The sequence below is a fragment of the Bacteroides sp. MSK.18.37 genome (assembly GCF_019129155.2).
Lineage (GTDB): Bacteria > Bacteroidota > Bacteroidia > Bacteroidales > Bacteroidaceae > Bacteroides > Bacteroides ovatus.
In genome coordinates this window covers 2,743,103-2,759,392 of sequence record NZ_JAHOIB020000001.1, presented here as the reverse complement: position 1 = coordinate 2,759,392, position 16,290 = coordinate 2,743,103, and the positions used below count along the sequence as shown (strand labels likewise).

Here is a 16,290-nt window from a genome sequence, read left to right as displayed (position 1 = left end):
TTTTGTTAGAATATTAGAATGAGAGAGAGTTTATGTTACATATTTGTATTATCCATCGTAACGGTCATTTCGGGTACCAGTACGTAGGCTTGTTTTTTAGCGTTCCATTTATAATAATTCGTAGTAACGGTCTTGCCTTCATAAGTGTAATTGATGCGTAGGTCTTTTTCCCATGCGTCTTTGCTATTGTTCCATTTCAAGGCCTCGCTTTCAATCATACGTTTGTTGTCATCGTACTTGTAGTTGTACTTCATGTAGTTGGCAAGTGTATTTCCGTCCATTTTGTAAACGGTTTGTCCCACTGTCATGCCATTCTCTTCGATTGGATTATAAATCAATTGATTATCGTAGCTACGTGCAGAAGTAGCAAGCGATACAACAAGAAGAGCTGCAGATAAAACGAACATTTTTAAAGATACTTTTGCTTTCATGGCTATTTAAGTTTTTGGGTTATACTTTCATTTGTCTACCAAATACATTGGTTTTATGCTGCAAATCTACATATTAATTTGGTATTTATGCATTTTAGAAGATAAAAGATTGTCAAAATGTCAAGAGTGGAGGTGGGTGATAACTAGCTTTTTGCCAATATTGGTGACAAAAAAATATCCGGCAGTCAATCTGCCGGATATAGAATGAATCACTTCGTCGAAAAAGGAATCTTTTTTCTAGCTTTCTGGATACAGAGTTAAATAATGTTATTACCCAGACTTGCCTCCATTTTGTAAGCGGAGGTCCCTGATAAGGTGGAGTCTCCTTGTGTAATTAGTGTCTAAAAGATAGCAATTCCTTATTGAGGTGGCCTTTATTCACTTGATGGTTTAATGTGCCTCAAGCCAGTTTTTGCCCCATCCGCAATCTGCTTTCAAGGGGACGTGCATGCGGTATGCTTTCTCCATTTCTTCGATGACGATTTCTTCTACACGCTCTTTTTCATTGACAGGAACGCTGAAATTTAATTCGTCATGTACTTGCAGGATCATTTTGGCTTGTATTCCTTCGGTCTGGAACCGTTGATAGATACGTGCCATTGCTACTTTTATAATATCTGCCGCACTTCCCTGGATAGGGGCGTTGATGGCATTTCGTTCCGCATATCCGCGTACAACGGCATTCCGCGAATTGATGTCCGGTAAGAAGCGCTTCCGATGGAAGATTGTTTCCACATAGCCTTTTTCCTGGGCCACCTGAATGCTTTTATCCATATATGCTTTCACTCCCGGATAAGTTTCAAAGTAACCGTCGATTAACTCTTTGGCTTCTTTACGATCTACATTCATTCGTTCGGCAAGACCAAATACGGATATGCCATAGATGATACCGAAATTGGCAGTCTTGGCTTTACGGCGCATGTCGGAACCTACGTCTTTCAGGTCGATCTTATAAACTTTGGCAGCAGTGGCCGCATGAATATCGTGATTGCTAAGGAAAGCATCAATCATATTCTTATCCTCGCTAAGGTGTGCCATGATGCGCAATTCAATTTGCGAATAGTCGGCAGAGAAGAAGAGGCAGCCTTCATCGGGGATGAAAGCCTTGCGGATTTCTTTTCCATTCTCGTCGCGGATAGGGATATTTTGTAAGTTCGGATTGCTTGAACTAAGGCGTCCCGTAGCGGTTACAGTCTGGTTGAAAGAGGTGTGCACCCTTCCTGTACGTGGATTGATAAGCTGAGGGAGTGCGTCGATATACGTGCCCAATAGCTTTTTCAGTCCGCGATGTTCCAGAATCTTTTCTACTACCGGATGTTTGTGCCGGAGGCTTTCGAGCACTTCTTCTGAGGTGACGTACTGGCCGGTCTTAGTCTTTTTTGCCTTCTCTACGATTTTCAGTTTGTCAAACAGTACCTCACCGACTTGTTTGGGCGAAGCGATATTGAAAGTCTCACCGGCCAATTCGTAAATCTCTTTTTCGATTTGCTCCATCTGGGCGGTGAAATGGGCGGACGACTGCTTCAATGCTTCCGTATCCAGCAATACCCCGTTCCGTTCTATATTAACCAATACGGGAACTAGCGGCATTTCTATATCATAGAACAAACGTTCTGCGTCATTTTCTTTCAGTTCTTTCTCCAATACATTTTTCAGTTTCAGAGTTACGTCTGCATCTTCGCAGGCATATAGATATACATCTTTCGGGTCGAGATCGCGCATGTTCTTCTGATTCTTTCCTTTGGGATCTATCAGTTCGTCAATGTGGATAGTCTGATAGTGCAGGTAAATTTCCGCAAGATAATCCATGCCATGACGAAGTTCCGGTTGAAGAACATAATGAGCGATCATCGTATCGAAAAGTGGACCTTTTACTGTTGCGCCATAATTTTGAAGAACAATCATGTCGTACTTGATATTTTGTCCGACTTTTAACGAATTCTCATTTTCGAAGACCGGACGGAACTCATTTACGATTTTTAACGCTTCGTCTTGGTCCGATGGTACGGGAACATAAAAAGCTTCATTCTCTGCAATCGAAAAGCTCATTCCGACTAATTCGGCATCCATTGGTTCGGTTCCGGTGGTTTCCGTATCTAACGAGAGAATTTTCGATGTAAGTAACTTTTGAATAATTTCCTGCCTTTTCTCCTCTGTATCAATAAGTTGATAACTATAAGTGAGCGATTCTAACGTCTCTAGGTTCGATTTTTTTGCTTCACCCGGTTCATCGGGCGTGAAATTCGCAAATAAATCGCCTTGCATTCCGCCTCCTTCTTCGGGAAAAAGTGGAAGAGGAGAGGGGGCACTTTTTCCAGTAGCAACTTTGCTTCCGGTGGCAGAGGTTATTCCGTTTCCGGAAATATCTTTTTTGAGCACCCGGTCGATGAGTGTTCTAAATTCCAATTCCTCGAAAATGCTGCGGAGTGAATTCTCGTCTGCTTCTTCGCGGACAAGAGCATCCATCTCAAGTTGGATAGGGACATCGATTTTAATGGTGGCGAGAAATTTCGAGAACGTAATCATTTCCCGATTGGTTTCCACTTTTGTTTTCAATGCTCCTTTCAGTTGGTCGGTATGTTCCAATAGGTTCTCGATGCTTCCGAATTCGGAGACCAGTTTTTGAGCAGTCTTTTCTCCTACTCCCGGACATCCGGGAATGTTATCTGAAGAGTCGCCCATCAGTCCGAGCATATCGATCACCTGTGTCGGAGACTGAATGTCAAACTTGGCTTTCACTTCCTCCACTCCCATCACTTCGAAACCTCCTGTGTGTTTGGGGCGATACATAAATACTTTGTCACTTACCAGCTGCCCGTAATCTTTGTCGGGAGTCATCATATAGGTAGTGATACCCTGGCGACCGGCTTCGGTAGCGAGCGTACCTATCACATCATCGGCTTCGTAGCCTGCCACTTCCAGAATGGGGATGCGGTAGGCGCGTATGATATCCTTTATAATAGGTACGGAAAGACGAATTGCTTCCGGAGTTTCTTCGCGTTGTGCTTTATATTGTTCAAAAGCCTCGTGGCGGAAGGTGGGACCTGCGGGGTCGAAGGCTACTCCTATATGAGTGGGATTCTCTTTTTTCAATACTTCTTCGAGGGTGTTCACAAAACCCAGTATGGCTGAAGTGTTGAATCCTTTGGAATTGATTCTTGGGTTCTTAATAAAGGCGTAATACGCCCGATATATCAATGCATAAGCGTCTAAAAGAAATAATTTATTACCTGAATCCATAGATTTAATTAATTTTTCATGGTAAAAGTACAAAAAAATACGGTATTAAGCGTTTTATTATTACTTTTGTGCTCAAATTGTGTAATAAATGGACAGTATCTCACTTATCAGAACTCCGATTGAAGCGGAACTGGGCGACTTCAAAGAACTTTTTGATAGTTCTCTCTCCAGTTCAAATGCATTGCTCGATAGCGTCGTATCTCACATACGGCAGAGGAATGGTAAGATGATGCGGCCTATTCTTGTTTTACTCGTGGCACGTCTTTATGGAGCTATATGTCCTTCCACTCTTCATGCGGCTGTTTCACTGGAACTCCTTCATACGGCCAGCCTGGTACATGATGACGTAGTGGATGAAAGTTCCGAACGTCGTGGACAGCTCTCGGTAAATGCTATCTTTAATAATAAAGTAGCGGTGCTGACGGGTGACTATTTATTGGCAACCAGCCTCGTACACGCCGAACTGACAAACAGTCATCGTATTATTCAGCTGGTGTCCACTCTTGGACAGGATCTTGCTGACGGTGAGTTGCTTCAGCTTTCAAATGTAAGTAATCACAGTTTTTCCGAGGAAGTCTATTTTGATGTAATCCGCAAGAAAACTGCTGCTCTTTTTGCTGCCTGCACAAAGGCTGCCGCTTTCTCGGTAGGTGTGGGTGAGGGGGAAGCTGAACTTGCCCGTTTGCTGGGCGAATATATTGGTATCTGTTTCCAGATAAAAGATGATATTTTCGATTACTTTGATAATAAGGAGATTGGTAAACCTACGGGTAATGATATGCTTGAAGGTAAACTGACATTACCCGCTTTGTATGTGCTGAATACGACGAAAAACGAGGAAGCGCAAGAAATTGCAATCAAAGTAAAGGAGGGTACGGCTACTCTCGATGAAATAGCTCATTTGATTTCGTTTATTAAAGAAAACGGAGGTATTGAATATGCGGTTCAGACTATGAATGTCTATAAGCAAAAAGCCTTCAATCTATTGGCTTCTTTGCCGGATTCCGATATCTGTGCAGCTCTCCGGGCTTATCTGGATTACGTAGTAGACCGCGAAAAATAGTTACTTCCGGTATTTTGCCAGAAGTGAATAGCACAATAATAACCGGTCCCAATCTTCTATCTTTTCCGATTTCATCGCTTTTCCTAAAAGGAAACTCTTGTCTATTTCTTCCGCTGTATGAAGATCTAAAGAGCATAATTTGGCGGCTTGCTCTATGTAGTCCCAGGCTTTCTCTTTGGTGATGTGACCACATGCTTGGGAGGCGCGCGCCAGGCTCACAAGCAGTCCCATATCCCATCCGATAATGCCTTTTTCCAAGTCATTTATCCATATAATAGGGTCCCTTCTTTCCTCTGTATATTTCACAAATTTGTATAGATTCTTTCCTTGACGGATAAAGCGTTCCACTCCGAAAAAACGCTTTTGAATGATGTTTTCGAACTCGTTGATGTTCTCTGTAGAGAGTAAATAGGGGAGCATAATCTGGTAGGAGACTCTGTCGCCTTCGTTGATAAGGAACTGGAATAGTCCGGTGGCGGACTCATTATCGGTGCAGTGAAACTCCTCTGTTAGCAGTTTGGATAGCTTTTGCGGATGGATTCCGGTCTCTATGGAGTTGAGATAGAAGCCTTGCAGTCCGGCTTCCATATAACCGATGCGTAGCCCCTTCTTTTTCTCTGCTCCGAGGATGAGGTTCAGAGGGTTGTGATTGAATCTTAAGGTTCTTGTATATGCGTCCATCCTAATACCTCCAAAGGTTCATGAAAAGCGTGAGAACTGTTGCCATGTATTTTCCTGAGGCTTCGGCAAGCCGTTATGAGTATACAAGCAACAGTCCCACGCTCCATTCGATATATAACAAAAGTATATACATGAAGGTGCGTGAGACCCGTTTGCTTATTACCATTCATAACTTTGAATTTTGCCGAATTCCAGGAATTGGTAATAAATGAAACGTTCTCTAATATAACTAATTAGCTATATTTTCATCGCTAAACCTTTTACAAAGATAAGTATTTTTCTGAATTCTCCTGTAACTATCTTTAGATTTTCTTAAATAAAAAATACCGCGTCGGTTCCCGGAGTACGGGAATCGCGCGGTAAGGCGTATTTGATTGCTAATGTAGCCTTTAGCTTAGAAGAACTTGATTTCTTCCCCTTTGATGTCAGAAAGAAGGAGGTTGGCTAAGCGGCTGGTTCCCAGGCGGAACAGTTGATTATCCAGCCATTCTTCACCCAATAGCTCTTTTACAATTGTGTAGTAAATAATCGCATCATTAACGGTATTGATGCCACCTGCCGGTTTGAATCCAATCTTGATTCCGGTCTTCTGGTGGTATTCTTTGATGGCTTCACACATCACGTAAGCGGCTTCCGGAGTAGCGGCAGGCTGTTGCTTACCAGTGGAAGTCTTGATGAAATCTGCGCCCGAATACATGGATAGGATAGAGGCTTTCTTGATGTTGGAAGCGCTCTTTAGTGCACCAGTTTCGAGGATCACTTTGAGGTGGCGTTCCTTGCAAACTTCCTTTAATTCCTGTATTTCTTCACACATTCCTTCGTAGTCTCCGCTTAGGAATTTGCCGATGGAAATGACAATATCTATTTCATCTGCACCTTCTGCGATTGCTAATGCTGTTTCTGCCACTTTTACTTCAATGAATGTCTGTGAAGAGGGAAAACCTCCTGATACACAGGCTATATTGACTCCGTCTACCTCCAGCGTATTCTTAACGATGGCTGCAAAATTGGGGTATACACAGATTGCTGCAACATTTTTAAGATCAGGATATTCGTCGTCAAACTGATTGACTTTTTCGGTAAAGTGCATCACACTTTTGTCACTGTCTGTACTATTCAAAGTAGTCAGATCAATACAGTTGAACAGGAACTTCTTAACGTCTTCCGTGTTGTTTGCCGGCACTTTTTTCTCAATCAATTCAGCTACGCGAGCTTGAATATCTGCATCGCTCAGATTGGTATTATACTTTGCCAATGCGGCATTGTACTTGTTGGGCTGTGAGTTATTCTCTTCCATGATCTTTCAGTTTTGGGTTGTTGATATGTCTTTTATTATCTCGTTTCGTTTTCTTATCCATGCTTTTCTGGAAAGCAGTGGTTATGTCTACACCTGTCTGGTTGGCAATGCAGAGAAGCACCCATAAAACGTCTGCTATCTCTTCATCTATATTATCTTTCTCTCCCTCTTTAAAGGATTGATCTCCATATTTGCGGGCCATGACACGCGCCAGTTCTCCTACTTCTTCCGTCAGAACTGCCATATTGGTCAACTCGCTGAAGTAACGGACGCCGTATGTTTTCACCCATTGGTCCACTTGTTTCTGTGCTTCTTCCAGAGTCATAATTGTTGATGGTTGGTTATTATTCTTTGTTTTTTGTATCCATGCATATAGTAACGGGACCGTCGTTTAAAAGTTCAACTTTCATGTCCGCTCCAAAGATGCCTGTACCTATTTCTTTTCCCAATGCACCGCTTAAATCTTTGCAGAATTGTTCGTAGAGTGGGATAGAGACATCTGGCTTGGCAGCTTTGATATAGGAGGGGCGATTTCCCTTCTTGGTAGAAGCGTGTAACGTGAACTGGCTGATAACCAGAATCTCACCTCCATCTTCTAAGATAGATTTGTTCATTACACCATTCTCATCATCAAAGATACGTAGATTTACAATCTTCTTGCAGAGCCAGTCGATATCTTCCTGCCCGTCTGCTTCTTCAATACCGACTAATATCAGCATCCCTTTCCCAATGGACGACTTACAGTGTCCTTCAATGGTTACTGACGCATGGCTTACCCGTTGTATGACTATTCTCATTATTATTTATTCTATTTCATGATTAGGAAAGGCAAATTTACAAAATTCAGAAGAGAAAACGGTGTGTTGGTGGGAAAATATTGTGAATTCGCTCCGTAGTCAATAGGACCATTCGTTATTATTTGTTGTCAATTCGCTATCTTGATAGTGATAATCAACTTATTGATTGTTATGGTTTGAAATTTAGAGCGGCACTGCTCGAACTTTCGAACAGTGCCGCCTTGGCTGACGTATTTCCTTATTGTTGTTCGTTACCTAAACCTTCTTTTACAGTCTTGGCTTTCGCTTCTCCAATCACAGCGGAAATCTCCTCAAAAGAGGCTTCTTTGATCCGTTTTACGCTCTTAAATTCTTTCAGAAGCGCTGTTTTTGTCTTTTCTCCAATCCCTTTGATATTGTCTAATGCCGATGCTACCTGCCGTTTGCTGCGTTTATCACGATGGAAACTGATGGCAAAGCGGTGCACCTCATCCTGAATCTGTGTCAGCAAACGGAATAACGGGCTTTGCTGTTTGATACCGATAGTCTGCGGAGGAAATCCAAAAAGCAGTTCCGATGTGCGATGGCGATTGTCCTTTGCCAGTCCGGCAATCGGGATTGTTAAGTTCAGCTCATCTTCAATCACCTCTCTAACGACCTCCATTTGGCCTTTTCCACCATCGGTGATAATCAGGTCGGGCAGAGGGGTGTTCTCTTCAATAGCGCGCTGATAACGTCTTCTGACGACCTCTTTCATGGATGCATAGTCGTCAGGTCCTACAACCGTCTTTATATTGTATTTCCGATAATCCTTCTTTGAGGGTTTAGCCTTTTTAAAGACAACGCAAGCGGCCACGGCATCAGAACCCTGTATGTTTGAGTTGTCAAAGCATTCAATTTGCAAAGGCGGTCTGTCCAGATGCAACTCTTGCTGTATCTCTTTCATTAATCGCATACTTCTTTGCTCCGGATTCAGCTTTTCCGCCTGTTTTAGACGGTCGGCTTTGTATTGCTTCACGTTTAGAATCGAAAGATCCAGCAATTTCTTTTTATCTCCCCGCTGTGGAACGGTAAATACGATGTTGTTTAGCTCCAAATCAAGTTCAAAAGGCACTATAATCTCTCTGGATTGACTCTTATAGCGTTCCCGCATTTCGATAATACCCAGTGTCAAAAGTTCTTCTTTTGATTCATTCAGCTTCTTTTTATATTCGAATGTAAACGCCTGGTTAATGGCGCCGTTTGTAATATGCAGATAGTTGATGAAAGCGGAATTGGACTCGTCCTCTTCAATAGAAAATACATCTATGTTGTGCAATACAGCGCTTACTACCTCCGATTTGGAACGGTAGTTTTCTATCAGAAGATATTTCTCTTTCACCTTCTGTGCTTCTTCAAACTTCATCTCACCGGCTAATGTCTGCATCCTTTCCAGTAGCATACGGCTGATTTCTTGTGTATTTCCTTTCAGGATCTCTTTGATTTCATCAATGTTTTTGAGATAATCCTCCTGTGATTGTAGCCCGATGCATGGTCCTGCGCAGTTCTTTATATGATATTCCAGGCATACGTTAAACTTACCAGCCCGTATATTCTCCGGAGTTAGGTTTAAACTGCAAGTTCGCAAAGGATATAAATGCTTTATCAGATCCAGTACCGCATACATGGATGGTATGTGACTATACGGTCCATAATACGAAGAACCGTTCCTGATAATCTTCCTTGTTCTGAAAACTCTGGGAAAATACTCGTTTTGTACGCAAATAGAAGGGTATGTCTTGTCATCCTTTAATAGAACGTTGTAGCGCGGCTTATATTTCTTTATCAGATTATTCTCCAGCAATAACGCATCTTCTTCCGTGTTGACTACAATATAACGAATATCGGCGATTTTGCTGACCAGCACTCGTGTCTTTCCCGGTTCATGCTCTTTGCTGAAGTAGGAGTAGACTCTTTTCTTTAGATTTTTAGCCTTTCCAACGTATATAATTGTGCCCTCCGTGTTCAAGTATTGGTAAATACCCGGTTTCTCGGGAAGGTTGGCTACAATCCCTTTCAAATATTCATTGGCTCTGCTTTCTGGTTCTGTATTCATAATTGTTAGGTACGAAAGATCGCTAGCTGCTTACTTTTGACACATTCTCTGCAAATAGAGGCAAGTCCTTTATAAAGACAATACCGATTCTACTTCTACGTCATCTCCGAACAAAGATTTTCCATTCAGTTCTTTCAATTCGATGATGAAGTTTACATATACCTTTTTAGGCTTTAGTCTTTTCACCAATTCGCAAGCTGCTTTCATGGTGCCTCCTGTTGCCAGCAAATCATCATGTAGTAGAATTACGTCGTTTTCGTCCAGTGCATCTTTGTGAATTTGCACCGTGTCTTTGCCATACTCCTTATCGTAGCTTTCTTCAATCGTTTCTGCAGGGAGCTTGCCGGGCTTGCGGATAGGAATGAAACCGGCGTTCAGACGGGTTGCCAGAATCGGTCCCATAATAAAGCCTCTTGATTCTATACCCACCACTTTGGTGATTCCTTTATCCTTATACATATCGAACATGATATTGGATAATTCCTGCAAGCACCATGGATCTTTGAATAGAGTAGTGACGTCGTAGAACAGGATTCCGGGAATCGGAAAATCGGGTACTTCCCGAATGCTTTTGATTAGTGTTTCTTTGCTCATAATCATTGAATTATATCGTTTCTTTAAATGCTTTGTTTCACGTGAAACGTTGCCGCTTATCGTCCCGAAAGCACCAGCAGCACGTTGATGTCGCTAGGAGAGACTCCCGGGATTCTGCTCGCTTGCGCGATTGTTTCCGGATCTATCTTTACCAACTTTTGCCGAGCTTCGGTGGAAAGGGACTGAATGGTAGAATAGTCAAATTTTCCTTTAATCTTGATACTCTCCAATCGTGCTAGTTTTTCAGCTATCATTCTCTCTCTATCAATATATCCTTGATACTTGATTAGGATTTCGGCAGCTTCGAGAATCTCTTCTTTCCGGTCTTGATCCGAACTCGTCGCTTTTTCCAGTTCGCGTTGAAACGCCGGAACATATTCTGCTATATTTTCTATTGTCACTTGCGGGCGGTTCAGAATCTCTATCAACTTACAACCTTGACGTAGGGGCGTTGTCCCTATCCTTTCGAGAGCATCGTTGATTAGTGCCGGTTTCATCGAATAGTTGCGCGCGAAAGAAATGATTTGTTCCACGGCTTCTTTCTTGCCTCTTACTAACTGATATCGATCTTCTTTTGCCAACCCAAGCTTAAATGCTTTCTCTGTTAAGCGCATATCGGCATCATCCATGCGAAGCAGAATGCGGTATTCCGCACGCGAGGTAAACATACGGTAAGGTTCATCCACACCTTTGGTAACCAAATCGTCGATTAATACGCCAATATATGCTTCATCGCGAGCCAAAGTAAATGCTTCTCCGCCGTGGCAGTTAATGTGTGCATTGATACCGGCTATCAATCCTTGTCCTCCTGCTTCCTCGTATCCGGTGGTTCCGTTTACTTGTCCGGCAAAGAACAAATTTTTGATAATCTTCGATTCCAACGTATGTTTTAATTGAGTCGGATCGAAATAGTCATATTCGATAGCGTATCCCGGGCGGTAGATAACCAGATCTTTGAAAGCCGGGATTTGTTTTAATGCTGCAATTTGTATTTCCATCGGAAGCGAAGAAGAGAATCCGTTAAGATATAACTCTTGTGTCGTTTCTCCTTCCGGTTCGAGAAATAACTGGTGCTGATCTTTATCCGGGAAAGTGACAATCTTGGTTTCGATGCTCGGACAATAGCGTGGCCCGATACTTTGAATCTGTCCGTTGAACAGGGGAGAATCCGGCAAACCTTCACGCAGAATCCGGTGTACTTCTTCATTAGTGTAGCATGTCCAGCATTGAAGTTGCTTTAAGTGGCGCGTGCTAGTATTCATGAATGAGAACTTGTGGAAGTCCGATTCGCCGTCTTGTGTTTCCATCTGGTCAAAATGAACACTACGTGCGTCAATTCGTACCGGAGTACCGGTTTTCATTCTTCCGTAGGTGATACCGTGGCGGGCGATGGATTCGGTCAACTGATAGGAAGCCGGTTCGGCCATTCTTCCTCCCGGTAATTTATGACGTCCTACATGCATCAGTCCGTTGAGGAAAGTTCCTGCGGTGAGCACAATGCATTTCGCTTTGAAGGTGACGCCCCATGCGGTGACCAATCCAGTGACCTCACCGTTTTCTACGAGCAGTTCACATACGGTATCTTGCCAGATATGAAGGTTGGGTGTATTTTCCAGTTTCTCTCGCCAGGACCAAATGAACTTAGCCCGGTCGCATTGGGCGCGGGGGCTCCACATGGCTGGACCTTTCGAGCGGTTTAGAATCCGGAATTGAATGGCAGTCTCATCTGTCACTAATCCCATCTGTCCACCCAATGCATCTATTTCACGTACAATTTGTCCTTTGGCGATTCCTCCTACAGCCGGATTGCAACTCATCTGTCCAATCTTGTTCATGTCCATAGTGATGAGACAAGTTTTGGAACCTAAATTAGCAGCGGCTGCCGCTGCTTCACAACCAGCATGTCCGGCACCAATTACAATTACGTCGTACTTAAAATCCATTCCTATCTTATTTATTATCAAACGCTGCAAAGTTACAGAAAAGTTGTGAGACTTGTATCTTCAAGCTGTTTTTGCTTCTGAAAATCCGAGGAGGAATCCGGCTTAACTGAAAAAAACGTCGTAATTTCGGGTTAGAAATATGCAGATTGTTCGAAAATAGACCGCTTATTGGCTTTTGTGATTGTATATTTTGGGATGGAATGGCAATAGTTTGTCTTTTCAATCCCTTGTTTTGCTTTCTTTTTGTTAGTTGTGTGCTTGCTCAATTATGAGTGCAACTAGAGAGTAAAAGGAAAGATTTGTTGAAAATGCGGATTGTTGTGAAAATAAACGTGAGGTTTACACTCAAAATCTACCCTACGTCTTGACATAAGTCAAAAAAATAAGTCTGAATGTAATTTTTTGTATGATGGCTTTTGCTGTTTTCGCAAACAGCTATACCTTTGCAGTGTAGTTGTGAAACTACTTATATTTTAGGTATTAGAAAAAGGTAATAATTAAAAGGTATTAGTTTATAAAACTAAGGTATTAGATTTTAAGATTAGTTTTTAGGAAAAAGATTGTTTTGATTAGGTATTAGGAAAAAGACGTTTTCAGGTAAAGAGTAAATGAAAGATGAAGAAAAAGAAGAATCCCATTTATGGGGATTCTTTAAAGGTGGGGCGGAATGATTCGCTCTTTTTTTGTGCCCTTTGTTCATTCTCTTCACATTGAGATAAGTCTCAATTTATCAGTCTTTTTACGTGATTCGTTGAGTGAAAATACCTCTTTCACATCCTTCACAGTCGTAAGCGTCTCCGCGATTCTATATAGTGTATTAAAATAAAAAGGCTAATGATCCCTTTTTAGTCATTAGCCTTTTCCCATCTGTCAGGAAGCAGTTCCCTGTATTTTTCAATTGGTGTGTTCGGTTGCCATTCGGCTGTTCTGTTTATCACATCCGTGAGATACTCAAATAGATTCACTTTATGCATCCTACAAGTGAGTGCTATCGTATAGAGTATGGCGCCTCGTTCGGCCCCCTTATGGCTGCCGAAGAACAATGAGTTTTTTCTAGATAAGGATATGTACCGGTTCATCCGTTCAACCATATTGTTGTCCAGATAAGTGTCACCATAATTAAAGATGTCCACCACTGCATTCCACTCATTGCGAAGATAGGTAATGGCTTCCTGCAGTTCGCTCTTAGGTAATAAATCCCCCCGTTCTTCTATTTCATCAAGCACATCTTTTATTTCTCCGAGTATGTCCGGCGCATACTTTTTTCGATGCATAAGATTCTGTTCTACCGTCCATCCCTCAACCCCAACTTTATGCTTATGCTCGTTTTGATAAAGTGCGTTTATCAGCTCCACGATTCTTTTTGCATCCGGCTCCTTCTCACCGCAATCTATAAATTTCCGTTTTATATGTTGCAAGCACGGGATGCGTGTGATATTGGGATAAGCATCGCTTTCGAGCTTCCGGTAAGGTGAGTAACCATCGCTTTGTATGATACCTTTGCAACTGCCTAATTCGTTAAGAATAACTCTTTCAGACCGGGAGCCGTCATCATAGAGCAAGTATATCATCCTGGTGTTTATGCCGACAACCACCCAAAGGTATCCCTTCCTGACTCCTTTTCCCTTGCTGTTCTTTTCTGGGACGAGTATTTTGTAATAGGTTTCATCGGCTGCCTTATAAGGATCACTCAAAGCTGTCTGCCGGATGCACTTATAAAGATTTTCGAAGAGGTTTGAGGCTTTCTCTATCAACTTATGAGCCGTAGGTTTCTTCAGCGTAAAGCCATGACTCTCGAAGTAGTTGATGATTCTTTCAACAGGTAGCGATTGTATATAACGTAATTCCATCAATCCGGCAATAAATGAACCGTCATAGCTGGAATTCAAGAAGGCCGAAGCCGGTGTTTTTCCCTCAAACAGGCGACCTTCTTGCGTATAGGTGTGTATCTTGTAGACATGCTTGATGAAGCGCATGGGTACACATTCATAGCGGACGCATATTCTGGGAACAGTGGTAAACAACCGGGCCTTATTGATGTCAAAATCGGGATCATCGGGATAAACGACATGTTCTTCTTCCTCCATCTCATAATGCATGTCACGTTTGGCCCCATTGTTCTTTCTTGCTTTACGCTTATCTGCTTTTTCCGCTTCTATCTTCTGTCGCTCCTCTTCGGATATGGCAGATTGGGGAGCCTGTTGCTGTTCGGATGTGTTGGATACAAGTTTGGCGAGTCCCTTAGTAAGGCGCTGTTGCTTGCTAAGAGATTCGCCTTTTTGAAGGAGTGCCTCTTTAAGGGAAGAAACCTCCTTTATCAAAGCATCTATTTGGTCCAAGAGTCTGTTGTTGTCATCTCGTAATCCCTTGATTTGTTCCTTCAATAACTCTATGATCTCATCCTTTTTCATGGCATAAAGATATAAAAAATCAACGAATTGGCCAAATAAACCGGATGATATCTTTAGCGCAAATATCTAATAATCAGAATGTTGAATTAGATCCTAAAACGCTTTCTCAACCGTACAGACTTTAATGACACTCCATTTAAGATAAAAGACAAAACCTGATAAGAAATCTCGTAATTACCTGTATTGGGGTTAAATGTCGGTAACTCAAAACTTCCACCTTCGAGGCGCTTGTAGTACAGAAGAAAGCCATCGCCATCCCAACGCAGTATTTTTACACTTTGTCGGTTTTTACCAAAGAATAAAAAGATATCTCCGGAAACGGGAGACAAGTCCTTCATTTCCGATCGTATAATTTTGAATAAACCGTCAATGCCAAGGTTCATACGAACAAAGCCCTGGTACAGATAGTATCGATTGGCTGATGTTAGAGAATACATGGATCTCCCTCCGTTCTTTCGTAATCGCGCAACATTTTAATAACACCACCGGGTGTGGCCCGTTTGACCGAAATGGTGGTTCCACTGTTAAAGGTGATTGTGATCCCGGCAAGACTAAACTCTTCTTCCGACAACATGGCGGGTGCTATTTGAGTGAATGAAGGAGAGGAAGTTGTCGGTTGGGAGGGTTCAACGCCGCCATAATAATCACGGACCACATCTGCCTTGGCTTGTTTAACGCTATAGCCCCGTCTGGACATCCAGGAACTCATACCACCAAAAGTGGTATGCTGATCGCGGCAAACATCGGCTAAAGAACAATTGTAGTCTACTTTCAATGCTTCAAGGAAATGTTTCCAAGTTTTTCCAAATCGATTTTCTGCTAAATCCATAATGCTTCATTTTTATACATAGCAAAAATATAAGAATGAAAAAAGGGCGACAAGATAGAATCGCGGAGACGCTTACTCACAGTCACTACCGTGAAGGATGTGCCGCATCTCTGGATACGCCATAATAACCGGGAGCAGGCACATACATCGGCTGATTGCGCAAACCGATATTCACCAGCTTTCCTTCTCCACGCAAACGTACCAAATGCGTTTTGGCCGTAGTACGTGCCAAACCACACACTTCCTGAAAATCACGGCGGGTCATCATCTGATGTTCGGCAAAATATTCTTTCAACAGCATATCAATCTCCACCTCTGACACCTTCTCCGAATGACGGACATACTTGGACTGATTGGCGCGGACACCCACAAAATGTCCTTTCAGATTACTGTCAGGGCGAAATCGGACAGTTTTGAAAGCCACCTTATTAGTCTTATGCGGAGTGCTACGAGTCACTTTCCCCGTAGCAGCCAAAGTGGGATAAAAATAGCCGATCCCCTCGATATGTACTTCTTTTCCCTCTCGCAACGACTCGCCGAGAATCTTCGATAAGTTATCAAGCACATTCTTTACATCGCCCACAGTCAACGAACTGTAGTCATGAATCTTGTAACAAAGAGTATCCGTATCCACTTTTCCATTCATAAAGATACGCGGATGCAACGCCGCTTCTTCTTCCGAAGAAGCATTAGGATTTTCATACCAATCAAACACAATAGCCATTACTTCTTATCAATTTAAATGTGTAACTTCATCATAGGACAACTTTAATCGGCTATTCGGACGATTGGAATCGGCTGTTCAGTCAACTATTGTCAGCCAACCGGACAACTCCAGTCGGCTTTTCCTAAACAAGCACTAAAGATACGACAAAGTAACGATATATCAGCATAGAAAAGCTTGTTTTTCGTTTCAGAAGAAAATAAATA

The 16,290-nt window shown here is 42.4% G+C and carries 14 protein-coding genes; 1 reads left to right on the top strand and 13 read right to left on the bottom strand.

Annotated features, from left to right (window positions below; genetic code table 11):
* Positions 1–35: 35 nt before the first annotated feature.
* Both KSX81_RS11335 and polA read right to left on the bottom strand, forming a co-directional pair.
* Positions 36–431: a DUF3836 domain-containing protein gene (locus tag KSX81_RS11335; RefSeq protein WP_004296707.1), complete on the bottom strand. Its 396-nt coding sequence runs from the start codon at positions 429–431 to the stop codon at positions 36–38.
* Positions 432–821: 390 nt separating this feature from the next.
* Positions 822–3,671, bottom strand: coding sequence for a DNA polymerase I (polA, locus tag KSX81_RS11330; protein ID WP_217725599.1), 2,850 nt, complete (start codon positions 3,669–3,671; stop codon positions 822–824).
* A gap of 88 nt (positions 3,672–3,759) precedes the next feature.
* On the opposite strand from polA, the gene KSX81_RS11325 reads away from it, so the two are divergent.
* Positions 3,760–4,734, top strand: coding sequence for a polyprenyl synthetase family protein (locus KSX81_RS11325; protein WP_004296710.1), 975 nt, complete (start codon positions 3,760–3,762; stop codon positions 4,732–4,734).
* On the opposite strand, the gene KSX81_RS11320 is transcribed toward KSX81_RS11325, so the two are convergent.
* The 11 genes from KSX81_RS11320 to KSX81_RS11270 form a co-directional block, all read right to left on the bottom strand.
* The gene (locus tag KSX81_RS11320; protein WP_004296711.1) at positions 4,735–5,415 is read right to left on the bottom strand and encodes a DUF1266 domain-containing protein; all 681 of its coding nucleotides are present in this window, start codon (positions 5,413–5,415) and stop codon (positions 4,735–4,737) included.
* 394 nt (positions 5,416–5,809) lie between these two features.
* Positions 5,810–6,712 carry a deoxyribose-phosphate aldolase gene (gene deoC / locus KSX81_RS11315; protein WP_004302958.1) on the bottom strand — a complete coding sequence of 301 codons (903 nt, stop codon included), beginning with the start codon at positions 6,710–6,712 and terminating at the stop codon, positions 5,810–5,812.
* Positions 6,699–7,037, bottom strand: a complete 339-nt coding sequence (locus tag KSX81_RS11310) for a nucleotide pyrophosphohydrolase (protein WP_004296714.1) — start codon at positions 7,035–7,037, stop codon at positions 6,699–6,701. Before KSX81_RS11310 ends, deoC begins: the two co-directional genes overlap by 14 nt.
* A gap of 19 nt (positions 7,038–7,056) precedes the next feature.
* Positions 7,057–7,509: a D-aminoacyl-tRNA deacylase gene (gene dtd / locus KSX81_RS11305; RefSeq protein WP_008023798.1), complete on the bottom strand. Its 453-nt coding sequence runs from the start codon at positions 7,507–7,509 to the stop codon at positions 7,057–7,059.
* A 238-nt stretch (positions 7,510–7,747) separates the two neighbouring features.
* Entirely contained in the window at positions 7,748–9,583 is a 1,836-nt protein-coding gene (gene uvrC, locus KSX81_RS11300) for an excinuclease ABC subunit UvrC (RefSeq protein WP_004296717.1), read from the bottom strand.
* Positions 9,584–9,652: 69 nt separating this feature from the next.
* Positions 9,653–10,183 carry an adenine phosphoribosyltransferase gene (locus tag KSX81_RS11295; RefSeq protein ID WP_004296718.1) on the bottom strand — a complete coding sequence of 177 codons (531 nt, stop codon included), beginning with the start codon at positions 10,181–10,183 and terminating at the stop codon, positions 9,653–9,655.
* Between the two features lie 50 nt (positions 10,184–10,233).
* Positions 10,234–12,120, bottom strand: a complete 1,887-nt coding sequence (gene mnmG / locus KSX81_RS11290; RefSeq protein ID WP_004296719.1) for a tRNA uridine-5-carboxymethylaminomethyl(34) synthesis enzyme MnmG — start codon at positions 12,118–12,120, stop codon at positions 10,234–10,236.
* 845 nt (positions 12,121–12,965) lie between these two features.
* Positions 12,966–14,531 (bottom strand): IS66 family transposase, encoded by a 1,566-nt coding sequence (tnpC, locus tag KSX81_RS11285; protein WP_004296722.1) that lies wholly within the window; start codon positions 14,529–14,531, stop codon positions 12,966–12,968.
* 86 nt (positions 14,532–14,617) lie between these two features.
* Positions 14,618–14,968 (bottom strand): IS66 family insertion sequence element accessory protein TnpB, encoded by a 351-nt coding sequence (gene tnpB / locus KSX81_RS11280; protein WP_004296723.1) that lies wholly within the window; start codon positions 14,966–14,968, stop codon positions 14,618–14,620.
* Positions 14,956–15,360, bottom strand: coding sequence for a hypothetical protein (locus tag KSX81_RS11275; protein WP_004319308.1), 405 nt, complete (start codon positions 15,358–15,360; stop codon positions 14,956–14,958). Before KSX81_RS11275 ends, tnpB begins: the two co-directional genes overlap by 13 nt.
* 85 nt (positions 15,361–15,445) lie before the next feature.
* Positions 15,446–16,084: an HU family DNA-binding protein gene (locus KSX81_RS11270; protein ID WP_004298017.1), complete on the bottom strand. Its 639-nt coding sequence runs from the start codon at positions 16,082–16,084 to the stop codon at positions 15,446–15,448.
* Between the last annotated feature and the right edge of the window lie 206 nt (positions 16,085–16,290).

Excerpts from the sequence above, each read along its gene's own strand:
- KSX81_RS11335 (WP_004296707.1), bottom strand. The coding sequence starts at position 431 with ATGAAAGCAAAAGTATCTTTAAAAATGTTCGTTTTATCTGCAGCTCTT.
- polA (WP_217725599.1), bottom strand. The coding sequence starts at position 3,671 with ATGGATTCAGGTAATAAATTATTTCTTTTAGACGCTTATGCATTGATA.
- KSX81_RS11325 (WP_004296710.1), top strand. The coding sequence starts at position 3,760 with ATGGACAGTATCTCACTTATCAGAACTCCGATTGAAGCGGAACTGGGC.
- KSX81_RS11320 (WP_004296711.1), bottom strand. The coding sequence starts at position 5,415 with ATGGACGCATATACAAGAACCTTAAGATTCAATCACAACCCTCTGAAC.
- deoC (WP_004302958.1), bottom strand. The coding sequence starts at position 6,712 with ATGGAAGAGAATAACTCACAGCCCAACAAGTACAATGCCGCATTGGCA.
- KSX81_RS11310 (WP_004296714.1), bottom strand. The coding sequence starts at position 7,037 with ATGACTCTGGAAGAAGCACAGAAACAAGTGGACCAATGGGTGAAAACA.
- dtd (WP_008023798.1), bottom strand. The coding sequence starts at position 7,509 with ATGAGAATAGTCATACAACGGGTAAGCCATGCGTCAGTAACCATTGAA.
- uvrC (WP_004296717.1), bottom strand. The coding sequence starts at position 9,583 with ATGAATACAGAACCAGAAAGCAGAGCCAATGAATATTTGAAAGGGATT.
- KSX81_RS11295 (WP_004296718.1), bottom strand. The coding sequence starts at position 10,183 with ATGATTATGAGCAAAGAAACACTAATCAAAAGCATTCGGGAAGTACCC.
- mnmG (WP_004296719.1), bottom strand. The coding sequence starts at position 12,120 with ATGGATTTTAAGTACGACGTAATTGTAATTGGTGCCGGACATGCTGGT.
- tnpC (WP_004296722.1), bottom strand. The coding sequence starts at position 14,531 with ATGAAAAAGGATGAGATCATAGAGTTATTGAAGGAACAAATCAAGGGA.
- tnpB (WP_004296723.1), bottom strand. The coding sequence starts at position 14,968 with ATGTATTCTCTAACATCAGCCAATCGATACTATCTGTACCAGGGCTTT.
- KSX81_RS11275 (WP_004319308.1), bottom strand. The coding sequence starts at position 15,360 with ATGGATTTAGCAGAAAATCGATTTGGAAAAACTTGGAAACATTTCCTT.
- KSX81_RS11270 (WP_004298017.1), bottom strand. The coding sequence starts at position 16,084 with ATGGCTATTGTGTTTGATTGGTATGAAAATCCTAATGCTTCTTCGGAA.